The organism is Micromonospora arida (assembly GCF_003857035.1).
Lineage (GTDB): Bacteria > Actinomycetota > Actinomycetes > Mycobacteriales > Micromonosporaceae > Micromonospora > Micromonospora arida.
Window position 1 is genome coordinate 11,287 of sequence record NZ_QGSY01000080.1, and the last position, 16,653, is coordinate 27,939.

16 protein-coding genes are annotated in these 16,653 nt (G+C 72.4%); 5 read left to right on the forward strand and 11 right to left on the reverse strand.

What is annotated here, in order from left to right; translation table 11 throughout:
• Nucleotides 1-5: 5 nt before the first annotated feature.
• The 4 genes from DLJ58_RS02505 to DLJ58_RS02520 are packed head-to-tail and all read right to left on the reverse strand — an operon-like array spanning nucleotide 6 to nucleotide 4,712.
• Nucleotides 6-1,586, reverse strand: a complete 1,581-nt coding sequence (locus DLJ58_RS02505) for a bifunctional uroporphyrinogen-III C-methyltransferase/uroporphyrinogen-III synthase (protein ID WP_124853665.1) — start codon at nucleotides 1,584-1,586, stop codon at nucleotides 6-8.
• Complete coding sequence (gene hemC / locus DLJ58_RS02510) at nucleotides 1,583-2,551, reverse strand: hydroxymethylbilane synthase (protein WP_124853666.1); 969 nt, start codon at nucleotides 2,549-2,551, stop codon at nucleotides 1,583-1,585. Before hemC ends, DLJ58_RS02505 begins: the two co-directional genes overlap by 4 nt.
• The gene (locus DLJ58_RS02515; protein WP_124853667.1) at nucleotides 2,548-3,945 is read right to left on the reverse strand and encodes a glutamyl-tRNA reductase; all 1,398 of its coding nucleotides are present in this window, start codon (nucleotides 3,943-3,945) and stop codon (nucleotides 2,548-2,550) included. Before DLJ58_RS02515 ends, hemC begins: the two co-directional genes overlap by 4 nt.
• Nucleotides 3,942-4,712, reverse strand: coding sequence for a redox-sensing transcriptional repressor Rex (locus DLJ58_RS02520; protein WP_091402715.1), 771 nt, complete (start codon nucleotides 4,710-4,712; stop codon nucleotides 3,942-3,944). The genes DLJ58_RS02515 and DLJ58_RS02520 overlap by 4 nt, the downstream gene beginning before the upstream one ends.
• 463 nt (nucleotides 4,713-5,175) lie before the next feature.
• On the opposite strand from DLJ58_RS02520, the gene DLJ58_RS02525 reads away from it, so the two are divergent.
• Entirely contained in the window at nucleotides 5,176-6,480 is a 1,305-nt protein-coding gene (locus DLJ58_RS02525; protein ID WP_124853668.1) for a sensor histidine kinase, read from the forward strand.
• Nucleotides 6,481-6,538: 58 nt separating this feature from the next.
• Nucleotides 6,539-7,192, forward strand: coding sequence for a response regulator transcription factor (locus DLJ58_RS02530; protein WP_030329744.1), 654 nt, complete (start codon nucleotides 6,539-6,541; stop codon nucleotides 7,190-7,192).
• Here the strand turns inward: DLJ58_RS02530 and DLJ58_RS02535 are convergent.
• From DLJ58_RS02535 to DLJ58_RS02545, 3 genes are read right to left on the reverse strand one after another with little or no spacing between them, the layout of a single operon-like run.
• A complete protein-coding gene (locus DLJ58_RS02535) occupies nucleotides 7,173-7,835 on the reverse strand; it encodes an HAD family hydrolase (protein WP_124853669.1) in 663 nt (220 codons plus the stop codon). The genes DLJ58_RS02530 and DLJ58_RS02535 overlap by 20 nt on opposite strands.
• A gap of 20 nt (nucleotides 7,836-7,855) precedes the next feature.
• Nucleotides 7,856-8,110, reverse strand: coding sequence for a glutaredoxin family protein (locus tag DLJ58_RS02540; RefSeq protein WP_030490173.1), 255 nt, complete (start codon nucleotides 8,108-8,110; stop codon nucleotides 7,856-7,858).
• Nucleotides 8,100-9,710: an AMP-binding protein gene (locus tag DLJ58_RS02545; protein WP_208740810.1), complete on the reverse strand. Its 1,611-nt coding sequence runs from the start codon at nucleotides 9,708-9,710 to the stop codon at nucleotides 8,100-8,102. Before DLJ58_RS02545 ends, DLJ58_RS02540 begins: the two co-directional genes overlap by 11 nt.
• Before the next feature lie 585 nt (nucleotides 9,711-10,295).
• Here DLJ58_RS02545 and DLJ58_RS02550 point away from each other — a divergent pair.
• The 3 genes from DLJ58_RS02550 to DLJ58_RS02560 all read left to right on the forward strand — a co-directional run bounded on the left by DLJ58_RS02550 (nucleotide 10,296) and on the right by DLJ58_RS02560 (nucleotide 13,407).
• The gene (locus DLJ58_RS02550; protein WP_091403551.1) at nucleotides 10,296-11,252 is read left to right on the forward strand and encodes an ECF subfamily RNA polymerase sigma factor, BldN family; all 957 of its coding nucleotides are present in this window, start codon (nucleotides 10,296-10,298) and stop codon (nucleotides 11,250-11,252) included.
• A 289-nt stretch (nucleotides 11,253-11,541) separates the two neighbouring features.
• The gene (locus DLJ58_RS02555; RefSeq protein ID WP_091402724.1) at nucleotides 11,542-12,411 is read left to right on the forward strand and encodes a DUF5667 domain-containing protein; all 870 of its coding nucleotides are present in this window, start codon (nucleotides 11,542-11,544) and stop codon (nucleotides 12,409-12,411) included.
• Nucleotides 12,412-12,537: 126 nt separating this feature from the next.
• Entirely contained in the window at nucleotides 12,538-13,407 is an 870-nt protein-coding gene (locus tag DLJ58_RS02560) for an HAD family hydrolase (protein ID WP_124853670.1), read from the forward strand.
• A gap of 29 nt (nucleotides 13,408-13,436) precedes the next feature.
• Here the strand turns inward: DLJ58_RS02560 and DLJ58_RS02565 are convergent, their stop codons facing one another.
• The 4 genes from DLJ58_RS02565 to DLJ58_RS02580 all read right to left on the reverse strand — a co-directional run bounded on the left by DLJ58_RS02565 (nucleotide 13,437) and on the right by DLJ58_RS02580 (nucleotide 16,451).
• Nucleotides 13,437-14,318, reverse strand: coding sequence for a lysophospholipid acyltransferase family protein (locus DLJ58_RS02565; protein ID WP_112584240.1), 882 nt, complete (start codon nucleotides 14,316-14,318; stop codon nucleotides 13,437-13,439).
• A gap of 301 nt (nucleotides 14,319-14,619) precedes the next feature.
• Nucleotides 14,620-15,696 carry an NAD-dependent epimerase/dehydratase family protein gene (locus DLJ58_RS02570; RefSeq protein ID WP_124853671.1) on the reverse strand — a complete coding sequence of 359 codons (1,077 nt, stop codon included), beginning with the start codon at nucleotides 15,694-15,696 and terminating at the stop codon, nucleotides 14,620-14,622.
• 173 nt (nucleotides 15,697-15,869) lie between these two features.
• The gene (locus tag DLJ58_RS02575) at nucleotides 15,870-15,971 is read right to left on the reverse strand and encodes a 30S ribosomal protein bS22 (protein WP_007465623.1); all 102 of its coding nucleotides are present in this window, start codon (nucleotides 15,969-15,971) and stop codon (nucleotides 15,870-15,872) included.
• Nucleotides 15,972-16,241: 270 nt separating this feature from the next.
• On the reverse strand, nucleotides 16,242-16,451 hold the full coding sequence (locus DLJ58_RS02580) for a helix-turn-helix domain-containing protein (protein ID WP_007465625.1): 210 nt from the start codon (nucleotides 16,449-16,451) through the stop codon (nucleotides 16,242-16,244).
• Nucleotides 16,452-16,653 lie beyond the last annotated feature (202 nt).

Below are 16,653 nucleotides of genomic sequence, written 5' to 3' on the forward strand. Positions count from 1 at the left end.
AACGACTACCGGAAGCGCAGAGCGGTCGGGCCCTGCACCTTCGAGCCACGGCGCTGCTTGGCCGGCATGGCCGCCAGCTTCTCCCGCAGCTCGACGGCGTAGGCGGCGAGCGCCTCCACAAGGTCGGGCACCGAGGCGTGCGGCGGCTGGACGTCGACGCGCAGGCCGAACTCCGTCGCGGTCTCCGCCGTCTTGGGCCCAATGACGGCAACAACGGTCCGGGCGTGCGGCTTCCCGGCGATGCCGACCAGGTTGCGCACGGTGGAGGACGAGGTGAAGAGCACCGCGTCGAACCCGCCCGACTTGATCGCGTCGCGGATCTCGGCGGGCGGCGGAGCGGCCCGCACCGTCCGGTACGCGGTCACGTCGTCGACCTCCCAGCCACGCTCGGTGAGCCCGGCGGCGAGCGTCTCGGTGGCGATGTCGGCGCGCGGCAGCAGCACCCGGCCCACCGGGTCGAGGATCTCGTCGTGCGGCGAGAACTCGGCCAGCAGACCGTCCGAGGACTGCTCCCCGGCGGGGATCAGCTCCGGCTGGATGCCGAACGCGCGGACCGCGTCCGCGGTGGCCTCACCGATGCAGGCGATCTTGACGCCACCGAAGTGCCGGGCGTCGAGGCCGTGCTCGGCGAACTTCTCCCAGACCGCGCGGACCGCGTTCACCGACGTGAAGATGACCCAGGCGTACCGGCCGTCGACCAGGCCCTTGACCGCCCGCTCCATCTGCGCCGGGGTGCGCGGCGGCTCGACCGCGATGGTCGGCACCTCGCACGGGATCGCCCCGTACGCGCGCAGCCGCGCGCTCATCGCGCCGGCCTGCTCCTTGGTCCGGGGTACGAGCACCTTCCAGCCGTACAGCGGGCGGTTCTCCCACCAGCTCAGCTTGTCGCGCTGCCCCACGCCGACACCGACGGTGAGCACCACCCGGCCGGTGAAACCGAGCGCGGCGGCCACGAAGCTGTCAACGGTCGACGTGGTCGTGTACTGGGTCTCGCCGGTGCCGTCGCCGGTCACCCCGACGCCGGTGGTGCCGTCGACCCCGGCGGCGAGCAGCCCGTCGCGGACGGCGGCGAGGTCACCGGCGTCCACGGCGAGCGCGAGCGAACCCCGGCCGACGGCCGTGGCCAACGCCTCGAAGTCCAGCGCGCTGACGTCCTCGACGTCGGCGGCCGTACGCACACCCGGCAGCGGGACCCCGGCGTAGGTGGCCACACCCTCGGCCTGGCCGACGCCGGGCACCACCTCGAAGTGGGCGGCGGTGCGGGCCACCGCCTGCACCTCCTTGACCACCGAGTCGTGCCCGAACGGGTCGCCGGCGACCAGGTGCACCGCGTTGAGCCCGGAGCGGGCCGCGGAGATCAGCACCTTCGCCACGTCCCCCGGCGCGCCCTCGGCCGGGGTGAACTCGGCATCTTCCCTGGCCTCGGCGCGAACGACGGTGAGCAACGACTCCGGGACTCCCCGGTCGTAGATCACCTGGTCGGCGTCGACCAGGGCGTCGTGGGCCCGACGGGTCAGCAGGCCCGGGTCACCGGGGCCAGCCCCGACGAACGCGATACGGCCGACGGGCTTACGGGTGCGGGTCATTCTGTGCTCCCAAATTGCTGGGTCCCCGGGCCGGTGTGTCCTTCGTGGCCGAGGATCGAGTCGGCGCCGAGGTCGAGGAGTTCGGCGGCGAGTGCCTTACCGATCTCCGCCGCGTCGGCGGGCGTTCCGGTGCGGGACAGCCGGAGGTCACGAGTGCCGTCCGGGCTGATCACCGCCCCGCGCAGGTAGATCTCATCGCCGGTCTCGCCTTCGGCGAGTTCGGCATAGGCGGCGACGGGTGCGCTGCACCCGGCCTCCAGGGTTGCCAGAAACGCACGTTCCGCGGTGACCGCGGCACGCGACGGTGCGTGGTCGAGCACGGCGAGCAGCTCGACCAGGTCCTGGTCGTCGACCCGGCACTCCACTGCCAACGCACCCTGAGCGGGAGCGGGCAGCATGAGCATCGGGTCCAGCGACTCGGTGATCACGTCGAGCCGGCCGAGTCGGGCCAGACCGGCCCGGGCCAGGACGACGGCGTCCAGGTCGGCCTCGGGGCCGAGCACCCGCCCCAGGCGGGTGTCGACGTTGCCGCGGATCGGGGTGACCTCCAGTTGCAGGCCGAGGGCGTGCAACTGGGCGATCCGACGCAGCGCTCCGGTGCCCACCGTGGCCCCGGGCGGCAGCTCGGCGAGCGTCCGGCCGTCGCGGGCCACCAACGCGTCGCGCGGGTCCTGCCGGGCCGGTACCGCCGCGATGTGCAGCCCACCGGCGGCGGCCGTGGGCAGATCCTTGTACGAGTGCACCGCGAAGTCGATCGTCCCGGCGGTCAGCGCGTCACGCAGGGCGGAGACGAACACCCCGACGCCCAGCCGGTGCACCGGCGCGTTGGAGCGGTCGCCCGCGGTGACCACCTCGACCAGCTCGACGCGGCGGCCGGTGGCAGCGGTCACCGCCTCGGCGACCTGGCCGGACTGGGCCATCGCCAGGGCGCTGCCCCGGGTGCCGAGGCGCAGGGGGGCGGTCATCGCGCACCTCCGGTGGGTGGGGTGGGCTCGGCGGCGTCGGCTCCGGACACCGGGTCGGTGCCGGGGAGCGCCATGCCGAGGTCGGGGGTCAGCACGTCCGGGACGGTGTCCACCGGCGAGGTCTGCGGCACCTCGAGGTCGAACAGCTCGCGCAGCAGTGCCGCGTACTGGTCGCCGCCGGGCTCCGCGGCCAACTGACGGACCTTGACGGTGGGCTGGTGCAGCAGCCGCTGCACGACCCGGTGCACAGTGCGGGCCACCTCGGCCCGCAGGTCGTCGCCGAGGTCCGGGCGACGCTGGGCCAGTCGGCGCAGCTCCGCGGTGACCACGTCGTCGGCCCGGCCGCGCAGCGCGGCCACGGTGGGTGCCACGTCGGCGCCCCGCAGCCAGGTGAGAAAGCCCTCCACCTCGCCGAGGACGATGCGTTCGACAGCTGCGGCGTCGGCAGCCGCCGGACCGTCGGCGAGCAGCGCCGCCATCCGGTCGATGTCGATCACCTCGACGCCGGGCAGCTCGGCGACGCCCTCCTCGACGTCGCGCGGAACGGCCAGGTCGAGCAGGACCAGCGGGCCCCGGGACGAGTCGCGGTCGGCCAGCGCCGCGGTGACCACCGACCGGGTGAGGACCGGTTCGGTGGACGCGGTGGCGGCCACTACGATGTCCACTGTGGAGAGGGTGTCGGCCAGCTCGGTCATCGGCGCGGCAGTCGCCCCGTACGACTCGGCGAGCCGGACGGCCCGGTCGGCGCCCCGGTTGCTGACGGTGAGCGGCCCGGCGCCCAGCCGGGACAGCGTGGCCACCCCGAGCGAACCCATCGCACCGGCGCCGACCACCAGGGCCGGGTGGCCGACGAGGTCGCCGTCGAGGTGCCCGGCGGCCAGCTCCAGGGCGGCGGTGACGACGCTCTGGCCGGCCCGGTCGATGCCGGTCTCGGCGTGGGCGCGCTTGCCGACCCGCAGCGCCTGCTGCATCAGCTCGTGCAGCAGCCGGCCGGCCGAGTCGGCGCCGGTGGCCCAGTGGTACGCGTCACGCAACTGGCCGAGGATCTGCGCCTCGCCCACCACCATCGAGTCCAGACCGGTGGCGACCCTGAAGACGTGATCCACAGCCGCGGTGTCGTAGTGCACGTACAGGTGGCTGGCGAGCGCGGTCGGCGAGCTGCCGGCCTGCTCGGCCAGCACGGCGCAGACGTCGCCGAGCCCACCGTGGAAACCGGACACGGCGGCGTACACCTCCACCCGGTTGCAGGTGGAGACGATCACCGCCTCGGAAACGTACGGCTGGGCGACCAGGCGGTCCAGTGTTCGGGTCAGGTCGGCGGGGGGCACGGCCAGCTGCTCCAGCGTGGCGACCGGGGCGGTCCGGTAGGACGCGCCGACGACGAGCAGTTTCACGTGCCTATCGCCTCCTGGGTGTCGGTGGCCGCGAACCCGCCCGGCAGGGCGGTGAGAGCGGTGCCGCCGGTGGCGGGCAGCGCGGTCAGCGACGCCTTGCGGTGCTCGTGGAAGGACAGAATCTGCAGCTCGATGGCGAGGTCGACCTTGCGCACGTCGACCCCCTCCGGAACCGAGAGTACGCACGGCGCGAAGTTGAGGATGCTCGTCACGCCCACGGCGACCAGTTGGTCGGCGACCTGCTGGGCGGCGGCGGCCGGGGTGGCGATCACGCCGATCGCGAGGGATTCCTCCGCGGCGACCGTCGGCAGGTCGTCAACATGCCGAACCACCAGGCCGTTGATCTCCTCACCGACCCGGGAGGGATCGGCGTCGAGCAGTGCGGCGATCCGGAAGCCGCGGCTGGCGAAGCCGTCGTAGCCGGCCAGAGCGTGACCGAGATTACCCACGCCGACCAGGGCGACCGCCCGGCGTTGAGTGAGCCCGAGCACATACTCGATCTGCTCGATCAGCAGCGCGACGTCGTAGCCGACGCCCCGGGTGCCGTACGAGCCGAGGTGGGAGAGGTCCTTGCGGAGCTTGGCGGAGTTGACCCCGGCGGCGGCGGAGAGACCCTCGCTGGAGACCGTCTCGTGCCCGGCGTCGGCGAGGTTGTGCAGCGCGCGCAGGTACTCCGGAAGCCGAGCGACGGTCGCCTCGGGCAGATCCGGGAGCGCCGGTACGGCACCGGCGCGGCCGGGCGCGCCTGGGTGACGGTGCTGACTCATGAGACTCCGTGCGGTGCGATCCTCGGCCAACTCCGCTGGTCGGCCGTTTGTGGACTCCCGCTGGCGACCGAGGTTGCCGGCTGTGCTAGCAGGGCGCGTCGGAGTCACAGCGTAGGCGCTTGTGAAGACGTGCACAAATCGCGATCTTGTCGCTGCGTGGCGCGACCCCACCAGCACCTCCATTCCACAAGATCGATTAAACGCCCAGGTCCACCCCGGTCCCGGGCGATTATTGCTCAATCCCGACTTCTCTGACCAATCCCGCGCCGGGCCACCGCCCATCCCCCGCGATCTTGCAGTTCCTGTCTCCGCCTTCCGCTCATAGTGGGACAAATACACAACCGTAAGTGCAAGATCGGCGGGGCCGGGCGAGCGCGGCACAGGGCGGGGTAGGGGCAGCACTACGGAGGAGAGGCGGGGTTTCGGGATGGGGACACCGAGCCCAGATGCCTAGCCTTTGAGCATGACCGCCGTTGCCGCCACCAGCGACCGACCGACGTTGGCACCGAGCATCCCCCGCCAGCTCTTCGTCGACTCCGGGTACGTGCTGCTCGGCCTGCCCCTGGCGGTGGCCAGCTTCGTCGTCCTCATCGTCGGCCTCGCGGTCGGCATCGGCCTGGTGGTCACGGTGATCGGCCTGCCGATCCTCAGCGGCACTCTCTACGCCGCCCGAGGGCTGGCCGACGTCGAGCGGCTGCGGCTGCCCGCGGTGCTCCACCAACCCCGGATCCGGCCGCACTACCGGCTGCCCGAGGTGGGCGCGAACGCCTGGCGGCGGATCTTCGTGCCGATGCGGGACGCCCAGTCCTGGCTCGACCTGGCACACGGCATCCTGCGGCTGATCGCGGCGGTGGGCACCTTCGTGGTGACGCTGGCCTGGTGGGCGGCGGCGATCGCCGGCTCGCTCTACTGGGCGTACGACTGGGCCCTGCCCCGGGCCGAGGGCGAGGGAGACCAGGACCTGGCGCAGTTGCTCGGCCTGGGCGACTCGACCACCGCCCGGATCGGCCTGTACACCGCGCTCGGGGTGTTCTTCCTGATCACCCTGCCGATCGTGGTGCGGGGCTGCGCACTGCTCCAGGCCAGCTTCGCCAAGGCGATGCTGACCGGGGTGGCCGAGATGCGCGACCGGATCACCGTGCTGGAGGAGCAGAAGCGGGCCGCCGTGTCCGCCGAGGCCTCCGCGCTGCGCCGGTTGGAACGTGACATCCACGACGGCCCCCAGCAGCGCCTGGTCCGGCTGGCGATGGACCTCAGCCGGGCCCGGATGCAGCTCGCCTCGGACCCGGAGGCGGCCGGCCACACCATCGACGAGGCCGTCGCCCAGACCCGGGACACGCTGGCCGAACTGCGGGCGCTGTCCCGGGGCATCGCGCCGCCGATCCTGGTCGACCGGGGTCTGCCCAGCGCTCTGGCCGCGATCGCCGGCCGCGGGCTGATCCCGATCGAGCTCCAGGTGGACCCCCAGCTCGGCACCCCGGCCGGACGGCTCGACCCGGCGGTGGAGAACACCGCGTACTTCGTGGTGTCCGAGGCGCTGACCAACGTCGCCAAGCACAGCCGGGCCACCGAGGCCACCGTGGCCGTGGCCCGGAAGGGCACCCACCTGCAGGTGCGGGTGGGCGACGACGGGCAGGGCGGCGCGCACCTGGCGAAGGGGCACGGGCTCGCCGGCATCGCCGACCGGGTCCGGGCCGCCGGTGGCGAACTGGTGGTGGTCAGCCCGACCGGCGGCCCCACCGAGATCCGCGCCGAGCTGCCGCTGTGAGCGGTTCGGCACCGCACCGAGCCCGTACGACGGGCCGGACGTGGTAGACAACACAGCCATGCGCATCGTGATCGCCGACGACGCCGTCCTGCTCCGGGAAGGGCTGGTCCGGCTGCTGACCGAGAGCGGGCACCAGGTGGTGGCCGCCGTCGGGGACGGTGACGCCCTGGTCGAGGCGGTGGTCGAGCACCGGCCCGACGTGTCGATCGTCGACGTCCGGATGCCGCCGTCGCACACCGACGAGGGGTTGCGGGCCGCGGTGGAGGCCCGCCGGCTGGTGCCGCGCACCCCGATCCTGGTGCTCTCCCAGTACGTCGAGGTGTCGTACGCCGATGATCTGCTCGCCACCACCGGCGGCGCCGGCGGCGGGATCGGTTACCTGCTCAAGGACCGGGTGGCCGCGATCGACGAGTTCCTGGACGCGCTGCGGCGGGTGGCGGGCGGCGGCACGGTGCTCGACCCGGAGGTGGTCGGTCAGCTCTTCGCCCGGCGTCGCCGGGACGACCCGCTGCGCGAGCTGACCCCCCGCGAGCGCGAGGTGCTCGCCCTGATGGCCGAGGGGCGCTCGAACACCGCCATCGCGCGCGCCCTGGTGGTCAGCGACGGCGCGGTGGAGAAGCACGTACGCAACATCTTCACCAAGCTCACCCTGCCGCCGGACACCGAACAGCACCGGCGGGTGCTGGCCGTCCTCACCTATCTGCGGAACTGACCTCCCGGGCCAGGGCCACCGCGTCGGTGAGGGTGTCCGCCACCGGGTGACCGGAGGCGCGCAGCCGGGCCGGGTCGGTGAACCCGCCGGTGTAGAGCACGGCACGGCCACCCACCGCGAGCGCCGCGTCCGCGTCGTCGATGGAGTCGCCGATCAGCACCACCGAGGCGCCGTCCATGCCCAGTTCGGCCAGGTGCTGCTGGAGCGACTCGGCCTTCTGGCCGCCGCCGACAGTGGCCCGCAGCCCGTCGACGCGGGTGAAGTGGCCGGTCAACCCGTGCGTGTGCACGGTCGGGACCAGCTCCTCGTGGAACCACATGGAGAGCAGGCTCTGGCTGCCCGGCCAGGCCGCCATCGCGGCGCGCGCGTCGGCGGCCAGCTCACAGGTGGTCAGCCCGGTGCGGTACGCGTCGTGGAAGATCTTGTCCAGTCGGCCGAACTCGTCGTCGTCCACGGCCTGCCCCAGCACCTCGGCGTAGTACTCGGCGATCGGCCTGCGGAACCGCACCCGGTGCTCGTCCAGGGTGACCGTCGGCCCGCCCAGGCTCGCGAACACGACATTGGTGGCGGACACCACCAGGCTGAGGTCGTTGAGCAGGGTGCCGTTCCAGTCCCAGACGAGGTGCGGGGGCGCAGAGGTCATCAGAGCACCATAGGCACCCGTCAGAGCTGCGGCGTGGTCAGGTCCCGCAGCAGCCGGTCCTCCTCGACCCGCCAGTAGCCGTGCTCCTTGCCGTCGAGCATCACCACCGGCAGCCGGTCCCCGTACTCCCGCTCCAGCCCCTCGTCGCCGGTGACGTCCCACTCGACCCACTTGTCACCGGTGACCGCGACCACCCGGTCGAGCGCCGCCTTGGCGTCGTCGCACAGGTGGCAGCCGGGTCGGGTGATCAGGGCGAGTCGGGCGTCACTGGCCATCGGTTACCTCCGTGCGGTCGGTCGGCGTCGCCGACCGGAGTTGGGTCTTGCGTACCTTGCCGATCGCCGAGTGCGGCAGGGCGTCGACGAACTCGACAGCGGTCGGGCACTTGAACCGGGCCAGGTTCCGTGCGCAGTGGGCGAGCAACTCCTCGCTGGTCACCGGTCGGCCCTGCACCGGCACCACGTACGCCCGCACAGTCTCGCCGGTCCGCGGGTGCGGCACACCCAGTACCGCCGACTCGATCACCCCGGGGTGCCCGGCGAGCACCAGCTCGACCTCGTGCGGATAGACGTTGAAACCGTTGACCAGGATCAACTCGCCGAGCCGGTCGACCAGGAAGAGGTCGCCGTCCTCGTCGGCGTACGCGATGTCACCGGTGCCCCACCAACCCTCGGTGTCCGGGCCGCCCCGACCGTCAGGCCAGTAGCCGGTGAAGAGGTTCGGGCCGGACACCACGATCTGCCCCGGGTCGGTGCCTGGCGCCACGTCGGAGATGTCCAGCTCGTCCGGGTCGTCGTCGGCGGGGACGGCCAGCCCGTCGCGCCACAGGTCCGTCCCGTCGGCGCCGACCAGGCGTAACCGCACCCCGGGCAGCGGCCGGCCGATCGAACCCGGCTTGGCCACGCCGCCGACGAGGGTGGAGGTGAGCACCGGCGCGGTCTCGGTGAGGCCGTACCCGATGTGCACCTGATGCCCGGTGACCTCCGTGAAGCGCGCCGCGACCGCGGGTTCGAGCGGTGCCGCGCCGCAGACCGCCACCCGCACCGACGCGGTCGCCGCGCGGGCCGTGGCCGCGCCGGCCCAGGTCAGGAACATCGACGGTACGCCGACCAGCACGCTGACCCGGTGCCGCGCGATCTCGTCCAGCCCCGCCGTCGGGCCCGGCTCGTCGAGCAGCACACCTGTCGCGCCGTGGTGCACGACCGCGCCGAGCCCCGAGTTGAGCCCGTACGCGTGGAACAGCGGCAACGCCAGGAGAACAGTGTCGGTCGGCCCGACCACCGGCGGTTCGATCTCCGCGACCTGTTCGTGGTTGGCGAGCAGCGCCTGGTGCGAGAGCATCGCCCCCTTGGGTCGCCCCTCGGTGCCGGAGGTGTAGAGCAGTACAGCCAGGTCGGCGCCGCCGCGTCGAGGGCGGGGTGCCGCTCCGGGCGCCTCGGCGGTCGGTGGCGTGCCGTGCACCGAGGCGAGCGCGGGCAGCTCGGCGGCCACGTCGGCGACCAGGCCTCGAACGTGGTCGGTGGCGATGAGCACCGACGCGCCGGAGTCGGCCAGCACGTGCCGTAGCTCCGGAGCGGTGAGGTCGGGGTTGACCGGCACGGTGACCAGCCCGGCGCGGAGGGCGCCGAGCCAGGCGATCACGAAGTCCGGTGTGTTGGGCAGCGCGATGGCGACGCGTGGCGGCGTACCGCCGGGGTCGGTGGGTGGCGCGGCGGCGGACAGGCCGCGGGCGGCGGCGTCCACCGCGGCGTCCAGTTCGGACCAGCTCACTGTGTGCTCACGCCAGTGCAGCGCGGGTCGGCCGGCGCGGTCGAGAGCCGCGCGGCGGACGCGGTCGGCGAGGTTCGGCGCGGGGCTTTCCGAGGCGTCCTGCACGGTGATCGAGTCTGGCACAGCGGACGGCGACGGGCCACGCCCGATGACTGGGGCACGCCCGGAGGACGACACCGCGAAAGTCCCGTTCACAGGACTGTCCGGTGTGCCACCGGCGATCCGATCAGGTCCTGTCGATGGGACGTGCGACGCTGACCATGGGCAGTTCGGCGGCCCCCGTCCGGCCGCCCGGCACGGCGGGTCAACCGAACGGGCGGCGCGCCTCCGACCTGGGGATCCATCTTGGAACACCAGGCCGACGGAAAGTCAATCGCACACGACGGACAACCGGTCCGCCATCGGTGCGGCGGAGCGGGAAATACTTCCGCCTTGTGTAACGGACTTGCCACGCGCGGGTGACGTTGGCCCTATCATCACTCGGGTCGGCTCACCCCATTTGCCGTGAGTCGACACCCCTCAGCCCGAGGAGGCCCCCGTGCCTGTGAGCGCATTGGACCAGCACCTCCAGGGGATTTGCCGCCCGTCGGCAACTCCCGTGACCGTCCTGCCCGACCGGTCACCCGGTCGGTCCGCCCCGACGAGACCCAGACCGGCCCGCCCGGCGACCGACGGGACGGGGGCAACGCGGTGACCACCTTCGGTTACGCGGAACGCCCGGTCGGCCTGACCGGTCAACCCGCCCGCTCCCACGTCAACGAGCGGCCGGCGGCCCGTGCTCCATCGGACGAACAGCACGGCGGCGTCGTGCGGGGTGACGGCGCGGCGCAGCGGATCCGCAGCCGGCCTCACCACAACGAGCCGCCCCCGCGACCCGCGGTGCCCGGCGGAAACGCGAAGCCGGCCGGCGGCCGGGTCGCCGTACCGTCCCGACCCACCATGCCTGTGCAGGGTCGTCGGGTAAGCGACACACCGGCGGTCACCACCGACCCGGCGGCGGGTGAGACAGCGGTGATCCCGGCGGTGCCGGCCACCACCGCGACCACCCCGACCGGTTTCCCGAGCCGCCCGGACCCGTCCGACCCGGCAACCGAGGTCTGGACGCTGATCGAGCGGGCCCAGGCCGGCGAGTCCGAGGCGTTCGGTCTGATCTACGACCGTTACGTGGACACCGTCTTCCGGTTCGTCTACTTCCGGGTCGGCAACCGGCAACTCGCCGAGGATCTCACCTCGGACACCTTCCTGCGCGCGCTCAAGCGGATCGGCAGCTTCACCTGGCAGGGCCGCGACCTCGGCGCCTGGCTGGTGACGATCGCCCGCAACCTCGTCGCGGACCACTTCAAGTCGGGCCGGTACCGGCTGGAGGTCACCACCGGCGACGTGCTCGACGCCGACCGGGAGGACCGCGGCCCGGAGGGCAGCCCGGAGGCGGCGGTGGTGGAGCACATCACCAACGTCGCGCTCCTCACCGCGGTGAAGCAGCTCAACCCAGAGCAGCAGGAGTGCATCGTGCTCCGCTTCCTCCAGGGCTTCTCGGTCGCCGAGACGGCCCGCGCGATGGGCAAGAACGAGGGAGCGATCAAGGCCCTCCAGTACCGCGCCGTCCGCGCCCTGGCCCGGCTGCTGCCCGACGGCTTCCAGCCGTAGTTTGTTACGGCGGGACCGACGGGCGTCGATCAGCGTCCGCGCAGCTCAAAGTCGGTCCCGCCCGGTGATGACCATCACTTTCTGTAATTTCCGCTCCGTCAGGCCCGTAACCCGTGCCCGGTCCGCCGCGTTTCTCCGGGTGCGACCGGTGGATGTCCCGGCAGGCCCGGGTCACCGAGGTCCGACCGGCATGCCGGCGGCACCTCACCTCCGTGGTGTCACACTGCCGCCCGGTCGCTGGCAACGACGGCGGCCGACCGGCCGTGACCAGCGAGAGGAGGTGCCTGCGGTGGACAACACCCTCTTCTCCCGCCGGCGCGCGGAGCGCTTCGCGCAGCTTCTCGACGAGGCCAACGGCGCTCGACGACACCACGTGCGATCCCGGGTGGACGGCCAACTGGCACCGCTCGTCGCAGTGGGTCAGCGGCTCAGCGTCGACCCCCCGGCTGTCGAGGTGGACCAGGACTTCCGTACCGGCCTGCGGGCGATGCTGCTCGCAACCGCCGAGCGGGAAGGGCTGGGCAGCACACCAGCGGCGGTCAGCGAACCGGCCGCCACGACCACCCGCGGGCGGCTGCTGCCGGCGGTCACCGCACGGCGGGCCCGAGCCCGGGGCGCGATCCTGGTCGGCATCGCCGCCGGGGCCATCGCCGTCTCCGGGATCTCCGCCGCCAGCGAGAACGCGGTGCCCGGTGACGCGCTGTACGGCATGAAGCGCTCCACCGAACGGGCACAGCTCGCTCTGGCCAGCTCCGACATCAGCAGGGGCCAGCTCTTCCTGGACTTCGCCCGGACCAGAGTCGGCGAAGCCGCCAAGCTGCGCGGTGACCGGATCGGCTACAGCGCCGTCCTCGACGACATGGACGCCGACAGCCGGCAGGGAGTTCGCCTGCTGACCTCGGCCGCTGTGCAGCGGGCCGAGCCGGGCAGCCTGGACACTCTCAACACCTTCGTGTCGAGCCAGCGCCGGGCGGTACGCGGTCTGCTCGACGGGAGCACCCGGGTCGATCGGGAACGGACCCAGCGGTCGCTGGTGTTGCTGGACAGCATCCGGGAACGCTCGGACGACCTGCGTGCGGCGATCGCCTGCGGCCTGCCGGCACCGACCGCGAGCGACGCCCTCGGGCCGAACCCGAGCACCTGCCCCGGGGCCCGCTGACCCGCGTCCCCATACCGCACGTCCGACCGACCGCGCCACAGTTCGCTGTGTGCCCGGCCGGTCGCCCGTCTACGGCGGATACCCTCGCTGGGGAGCATCCGTCGTACCGGTGAGGAAGGGATTCGCGTGGCGCGTAGCCGTAAGGTGACGGTCAGCACCGACGCCGAGGGGCACACCGCGGCCTGGGCGGAGACCGACCTGGCCCCGGTCAGCGCACCCGACCCGACCGCCGCGGCGTTCTTCGACGTGGACAACACGATGATGCAGGGCGCGTCGATCTACTGGTTCGCCCGTGGTCTCGCCTCCCGGAACTACGTGACAACCGCCGACCTGGCCCGATTCGCCTGGCAGCAGCTCCGCTTCCGGGTGCTGGCCCGGGAGCACGCCGGTGACATGTCGCTGGCCAAGGAGGCGGCGCTGGCCTTCGTCCAGGGCTGGCGGGTCACCGAGGTCGAACACCTCGCCGAGGAGATCTTCGACGAGATGATGGCCCCCCGGATCTGGGCCGGCACCCACCAGCTCGCTCAGCGTCACCTGGATGCCGGTCAGCGGGTCTGGCTGGTCAGCGCCGCCCCCGTCGAGATCGGCCGGGTGATCGCCGCCCGGCTCGGCCTGACCGGTGCCATCGGCACGGTGGCCGAGGTGCTGGACGGGGCGTACACCGGGCGGTTGGTGGGTGACCTGATGCACGGGCCGGCCAAGGCTGAGGCGGTCACCCAGCTCGCCGCCGTGGAGGGGCTCGACCTGGTCCGCTGCGCGGCCTACAGCGATTCGGCGAACGACCTGCCGCTGCTCTACGCGGTGGGCCGGGCGGTGGCCGTCAACCCGGACGGCGCCCTGCTGCGACAGGCCCGCCAGCACGGCTGGGAGGTGCGGGACTTCCGCACCGGCCGTCGAGCGGCCAAGATCGCCGTACCGTCGACCGCGGCCGCCGGGCTGGTCGCGGGCGCGGTCACCGCCGGCCTGGCCCTACAGCGCCGCCGTCGCGCCGGCTGACTTCACGCGACGCGTCGCGCCGGCCTGGTTCAGGGGCCGAACGGGTCGGGCCGTCGTTCCAGCAGCGTGTGCAGGGTCTGTTGGATGGTCTCCCGCACCTGGTCGGCGAGGTTGAAGACCACCAGCGGATCGTCCGCCGAGTCGGTCAGGTGGGCGGTGGGGATCGGCGGGCAGAACTCGATCAGCCACTTGCTGGGCAGCGGCACCATGCCCAACGGGCCGAGCAGCGGGAACGTCGGCGTGACCGGGAAGTAGGGCAGCTTCAGCAGCCGCGCCAGGGGCTTGATGTCGGCGAGCATCGGGTAGATCTCCTCGCCGCCGACGATGGCGACGGGCACGATCGGGGTGCCGGTGCGCAGCGCCGCCGAGACGAACCCGCCCCGCCCGAAGCGTTGCAGCTTGTAACGGTCGGCGTAGAGCTTGCCGATGCCCTTGAAGCCCTCGGGGAACACACCGACCAGATCGCCGCCGCCGAGCAGCCGCTCGGCGTCCGGGTTGCAGGCCACCGTGCCGCCGGTCTTGCGGGCCAACTCGGAGACCACCGGCATCCGGAAGACCAGGTCGGCGCCGAGCAGCCGCAGGTAGCGGTGGGCGGGATGCTTGTCGTGCAGCGCCGCCGAGAGGATCAGGGCGTCCAGTGCCACCGTCCCGGAGTGGTTGCCGACCACCAGGGCGGGCCCGTCCACGGGGACGTGCTCCACCCCACTGACCTCGGTGCGGAACCAGTCCCGGTAGAGCAGCCGCAGCAGCGGGTGGAAGACCGCGTCGGTCAACTCCGAGTCGAAACCGAACTCGTCGACCTCGTAGTCACCGGAGAGCCGCCGGCGCAGGAACGCCAACCCGTTCGCGACCTTGCGGTCCCAGTGGTCCCCGGGCCGGTCCGACACCGCCGGCTCGGTGCCGCCGGTCAACCCGGCGTCGACCTCGTCGGCAGGTTTCGCGGTCGGCGATGCGCTTGAGGCGCGCGGTGCGGTCGGGGTCGGAGTTGAGGCCGGCGGTGTGATCGAGGCCGGCGGTTCCGTCGGGGTCGGCGCGGCCTGCGCGGCCGGTCGATGTCCATTGCGCCGCGCCGGCTCCGCGTCCGGCGCGGGCACCTGCTGCGGTACGTCGAAACGCCCGACCGACTGCGGGTCGCGCCCCTCCTCCGGCCCACTCATGATGCCGCCTCGGTTCGCGACTGCGGGGCTCGCAAGACCGGCTCACTCCTCGCGCTCACGATGACCGCTCCCGGATCGCTGAGCGGACCTGCCGGATGCCGTCCAGGACGAGTTGCTCGGCGGCGGCCAACTGACCCCGGGTGACCACCACCCCACCGTGATGGGCCCGGATGAAGTCCTCGAACGCCTCGGCCGTCGACCGGGGCGTGAAGCCGTACTCCTGCTCGAGCCGGCTGGTGTCGACCACCCGGCCGTGCACGAAGAGGTCGACCTGGTCCAGGCCGTAGCTGCCGAAGCCCATGGTGCGGGCCAGTGCGGCAGCCCCGGACAAACCCGGCTCCAGCACCGGGACGGCCACCCGTCCGGCGCGTCGGATCGCCTGGGACAGCGACAGCACCCCGGGGCCGGCGACGTTGTACGTGCCGGGATGGTCCTCCACGATCGACCGGTGCAGCACCTCCAACGCGTCGTCGAAGTGCAGGAACTGCAGGCGGGGGTCACGGCCGAAGACGGTCGGCACGAACGGCTGCGAGAAGTAGCGGGTCAGCGTGGTGTCTGCGGTCGAGCCGATGAACGGGGCGAAGCGCAACACCGTGGCGGTGACGTCGGACCGACGGCGGCGGAAGCCGCGCACGTACCCCTCTAGGTCGAGGATGTCGCGGCCGAAACCGCCACGCGGCACCTCGCGGGGTTCGGTCTCCTCGGTGAAGACCGCCGGATCCCGGAACGAGACCCCGTAGGCGGCGGTCGACGAGCGGACCACGAGCTTGCGCAGTCGGGGTGCCCGCTGGCAGGCGGCGAGCATCTGCATGCTGCCGATGACGTTCTGGTCCTTCATCCCGGACCGGCCACCGTGCTGCGGGTCGGGTGAGGTGACAAGCGCGAGGTGCACCACCGCGTCGACGTCCAGGTCGGCGAGGAGGCCACCCAGGGAACCGTTGTCGACGCGGATCCGTTCGACCCGGTCCAGCAGGTCGGTGAACTCGATGCCGGAGTCCGGTGCGTCGACCCCGATGACCCGTTCGATGCGCGGGTCGGCGGCCAGTCGGGCCGCCACGTGGGCTCCCAGGTAACGGCCCACTCCGGTGACGACGACGACCCCCGGAGCACCTGAGGTGCCACCGGGGGTCATCTGACGCACCTATGCCGGCAGGATGGACCGAGCCGGGACGACCACGGCCTGATCACCTGAGCCTCCGGAGGTCGACAGTTTGGCAAGTGACGCCGAACGCCGGGCGCTCGGACGGGCCGGAAGTGCTCCGGCGCAGCATGCGCCGCCGGCCTGTCCGGTGAGCCCGGCGGCGATCACTTGCCGAGACGGCGACGCTGGACGCGGGTCTTGCGCAGCAGCTTGCGGTGCTTCTTCTTAGCCATGCGCTTACGGCGCTTCTTGACCACCGAGCCCATACGACAGCCTTTCGATACAACGTGCGGGGCGGACCGGATGACACCACGCAGGTGGCGACGGCGACCGCTTGCGGACAACGGACCGGACCAGTCTCGGCGGCGGGGCGCACCGGTGGGGTCTCGATCGGGTTCCAGGGTAGCCGCAGGGCGTCAGCCGGACCAACGCGCCCCCGTCGCGGCCGCCTCTGGCGCACGACCGCGGGGCGCGCGAGCTCACTCCTCACGCCCACCGATGCCGGTCAGCCGACGATCGGAGGGTGAGGCGGTGGCTCAGGCGGTCTCCTGAAAGGCGCCCCGGAGATATTCGTGCACCGCATGCTCGGGCACCCGGAACGACCGGCCGACCCGGACGGCGGTGAGCTCACCGCTGTGCACCAGGCGATAGACAGTCATCTTTGACACCCGCATGACCGTCGCCACCTCCGCAACGGTCAGGAACTTGACCTCCGACAGCCGTCCGTCGGACTGTGACCCGGCCATGGCTCACCGACCCATCCCATGCCCGGCGCGTGCCAACCCGACGGATGCTCCGGGCCGGGCCGACGACGCGCGTGTTACCAGTACGGTAGCGGGACGGTTGTGACCGGCGCGATCCCTTCCTGCAACTGATCATGCTTCGGTGGCCGGTTCACCCGATCCGTGCTCCCGGTATCCGCCCGTGCGCGTCGGCCGTCCGGTTGTT

What these genes read in the sequence shown, in the direction of transcription:
- DLJ58_RS02505 (WP_124853665.1), bottom strand. Translation starts at nt 1,586, where the DNA reads ATGACCCGCACCCGTAAGCCCGTCGGCCGTATCGCGTTCGTCGGGGCT.
- hemC (WP_124853666.1), bottom strand. Translation starts at nt 2,551, where the DNA reads ATGACCGCCCCCCTGCGCCTCGGCACCCGGGGCAGCGCCCTGGCGATG.
- DLJ58_RS02520 (WP_091402715.1), bottom strand. Translation starts at nt 4,712, where the DNA reads ATGAGTCAGCACCGTCACCCAGGCGCGCCCGGCCGCGCCGGTGCCGTA.
- DLJ58_RS02525 (WP_124853668.1), top strand. Translation starts at nt 5,176, where the DNA reads ATGACCGCCGTTGCCGCCACCAGCGACCGACCGACGTTGGCACCGAGC.
- DLJ58_RS02530 (WP_030329744.1), top strand. Translation starts at nt 6,539, where the DNA reads ATGCGCATCGTGATCGCCGACGACGCCGTCCTGCTCCGGGAAGGGCTG.
- DLJ58_RS02535 (WP_124853669.1), bottom strand. Translation starts at nt 7,835, where the DNA reads ATGACCTCTGCGCCCCCGCACCTCGTCTGGGACTGGAACGGCACCCTG.
- DLJ58_RS02540 (WP_030490173.1), bottom strand. Translation starts at nt 8,110, where the DNA reads ATGGCCAGTGACGCCCGACTCGCCCTGATCACCCGACCCGGCTGCCAC.
- DLJ58_RS02570 (WP_124853671.1), bottom strand. Translation starts at nt 15,696, where the DNA reads ATGACCCCCGGTGGCACCTCAGGTGCTCCGGGGGTCGTCGTCGTCACC.
- DLJ58_RS02575 (WP_007465623.1), bottom strand. Translation starts at nt 15,971, where the DNA reads ATGGGCTCGGTGGTCAAGAAGCGCCGTAAGCGCATGGCTAAGAAGAAG.
- DLJ58_RS02580 (WP_007465625.1), bottom strand. Translation starts at nt 16,451, where the DNA reads ATGGCCGGGTCACAGTCCGACGGACGGCTGTCGGAGGTCAAGTTCCTG.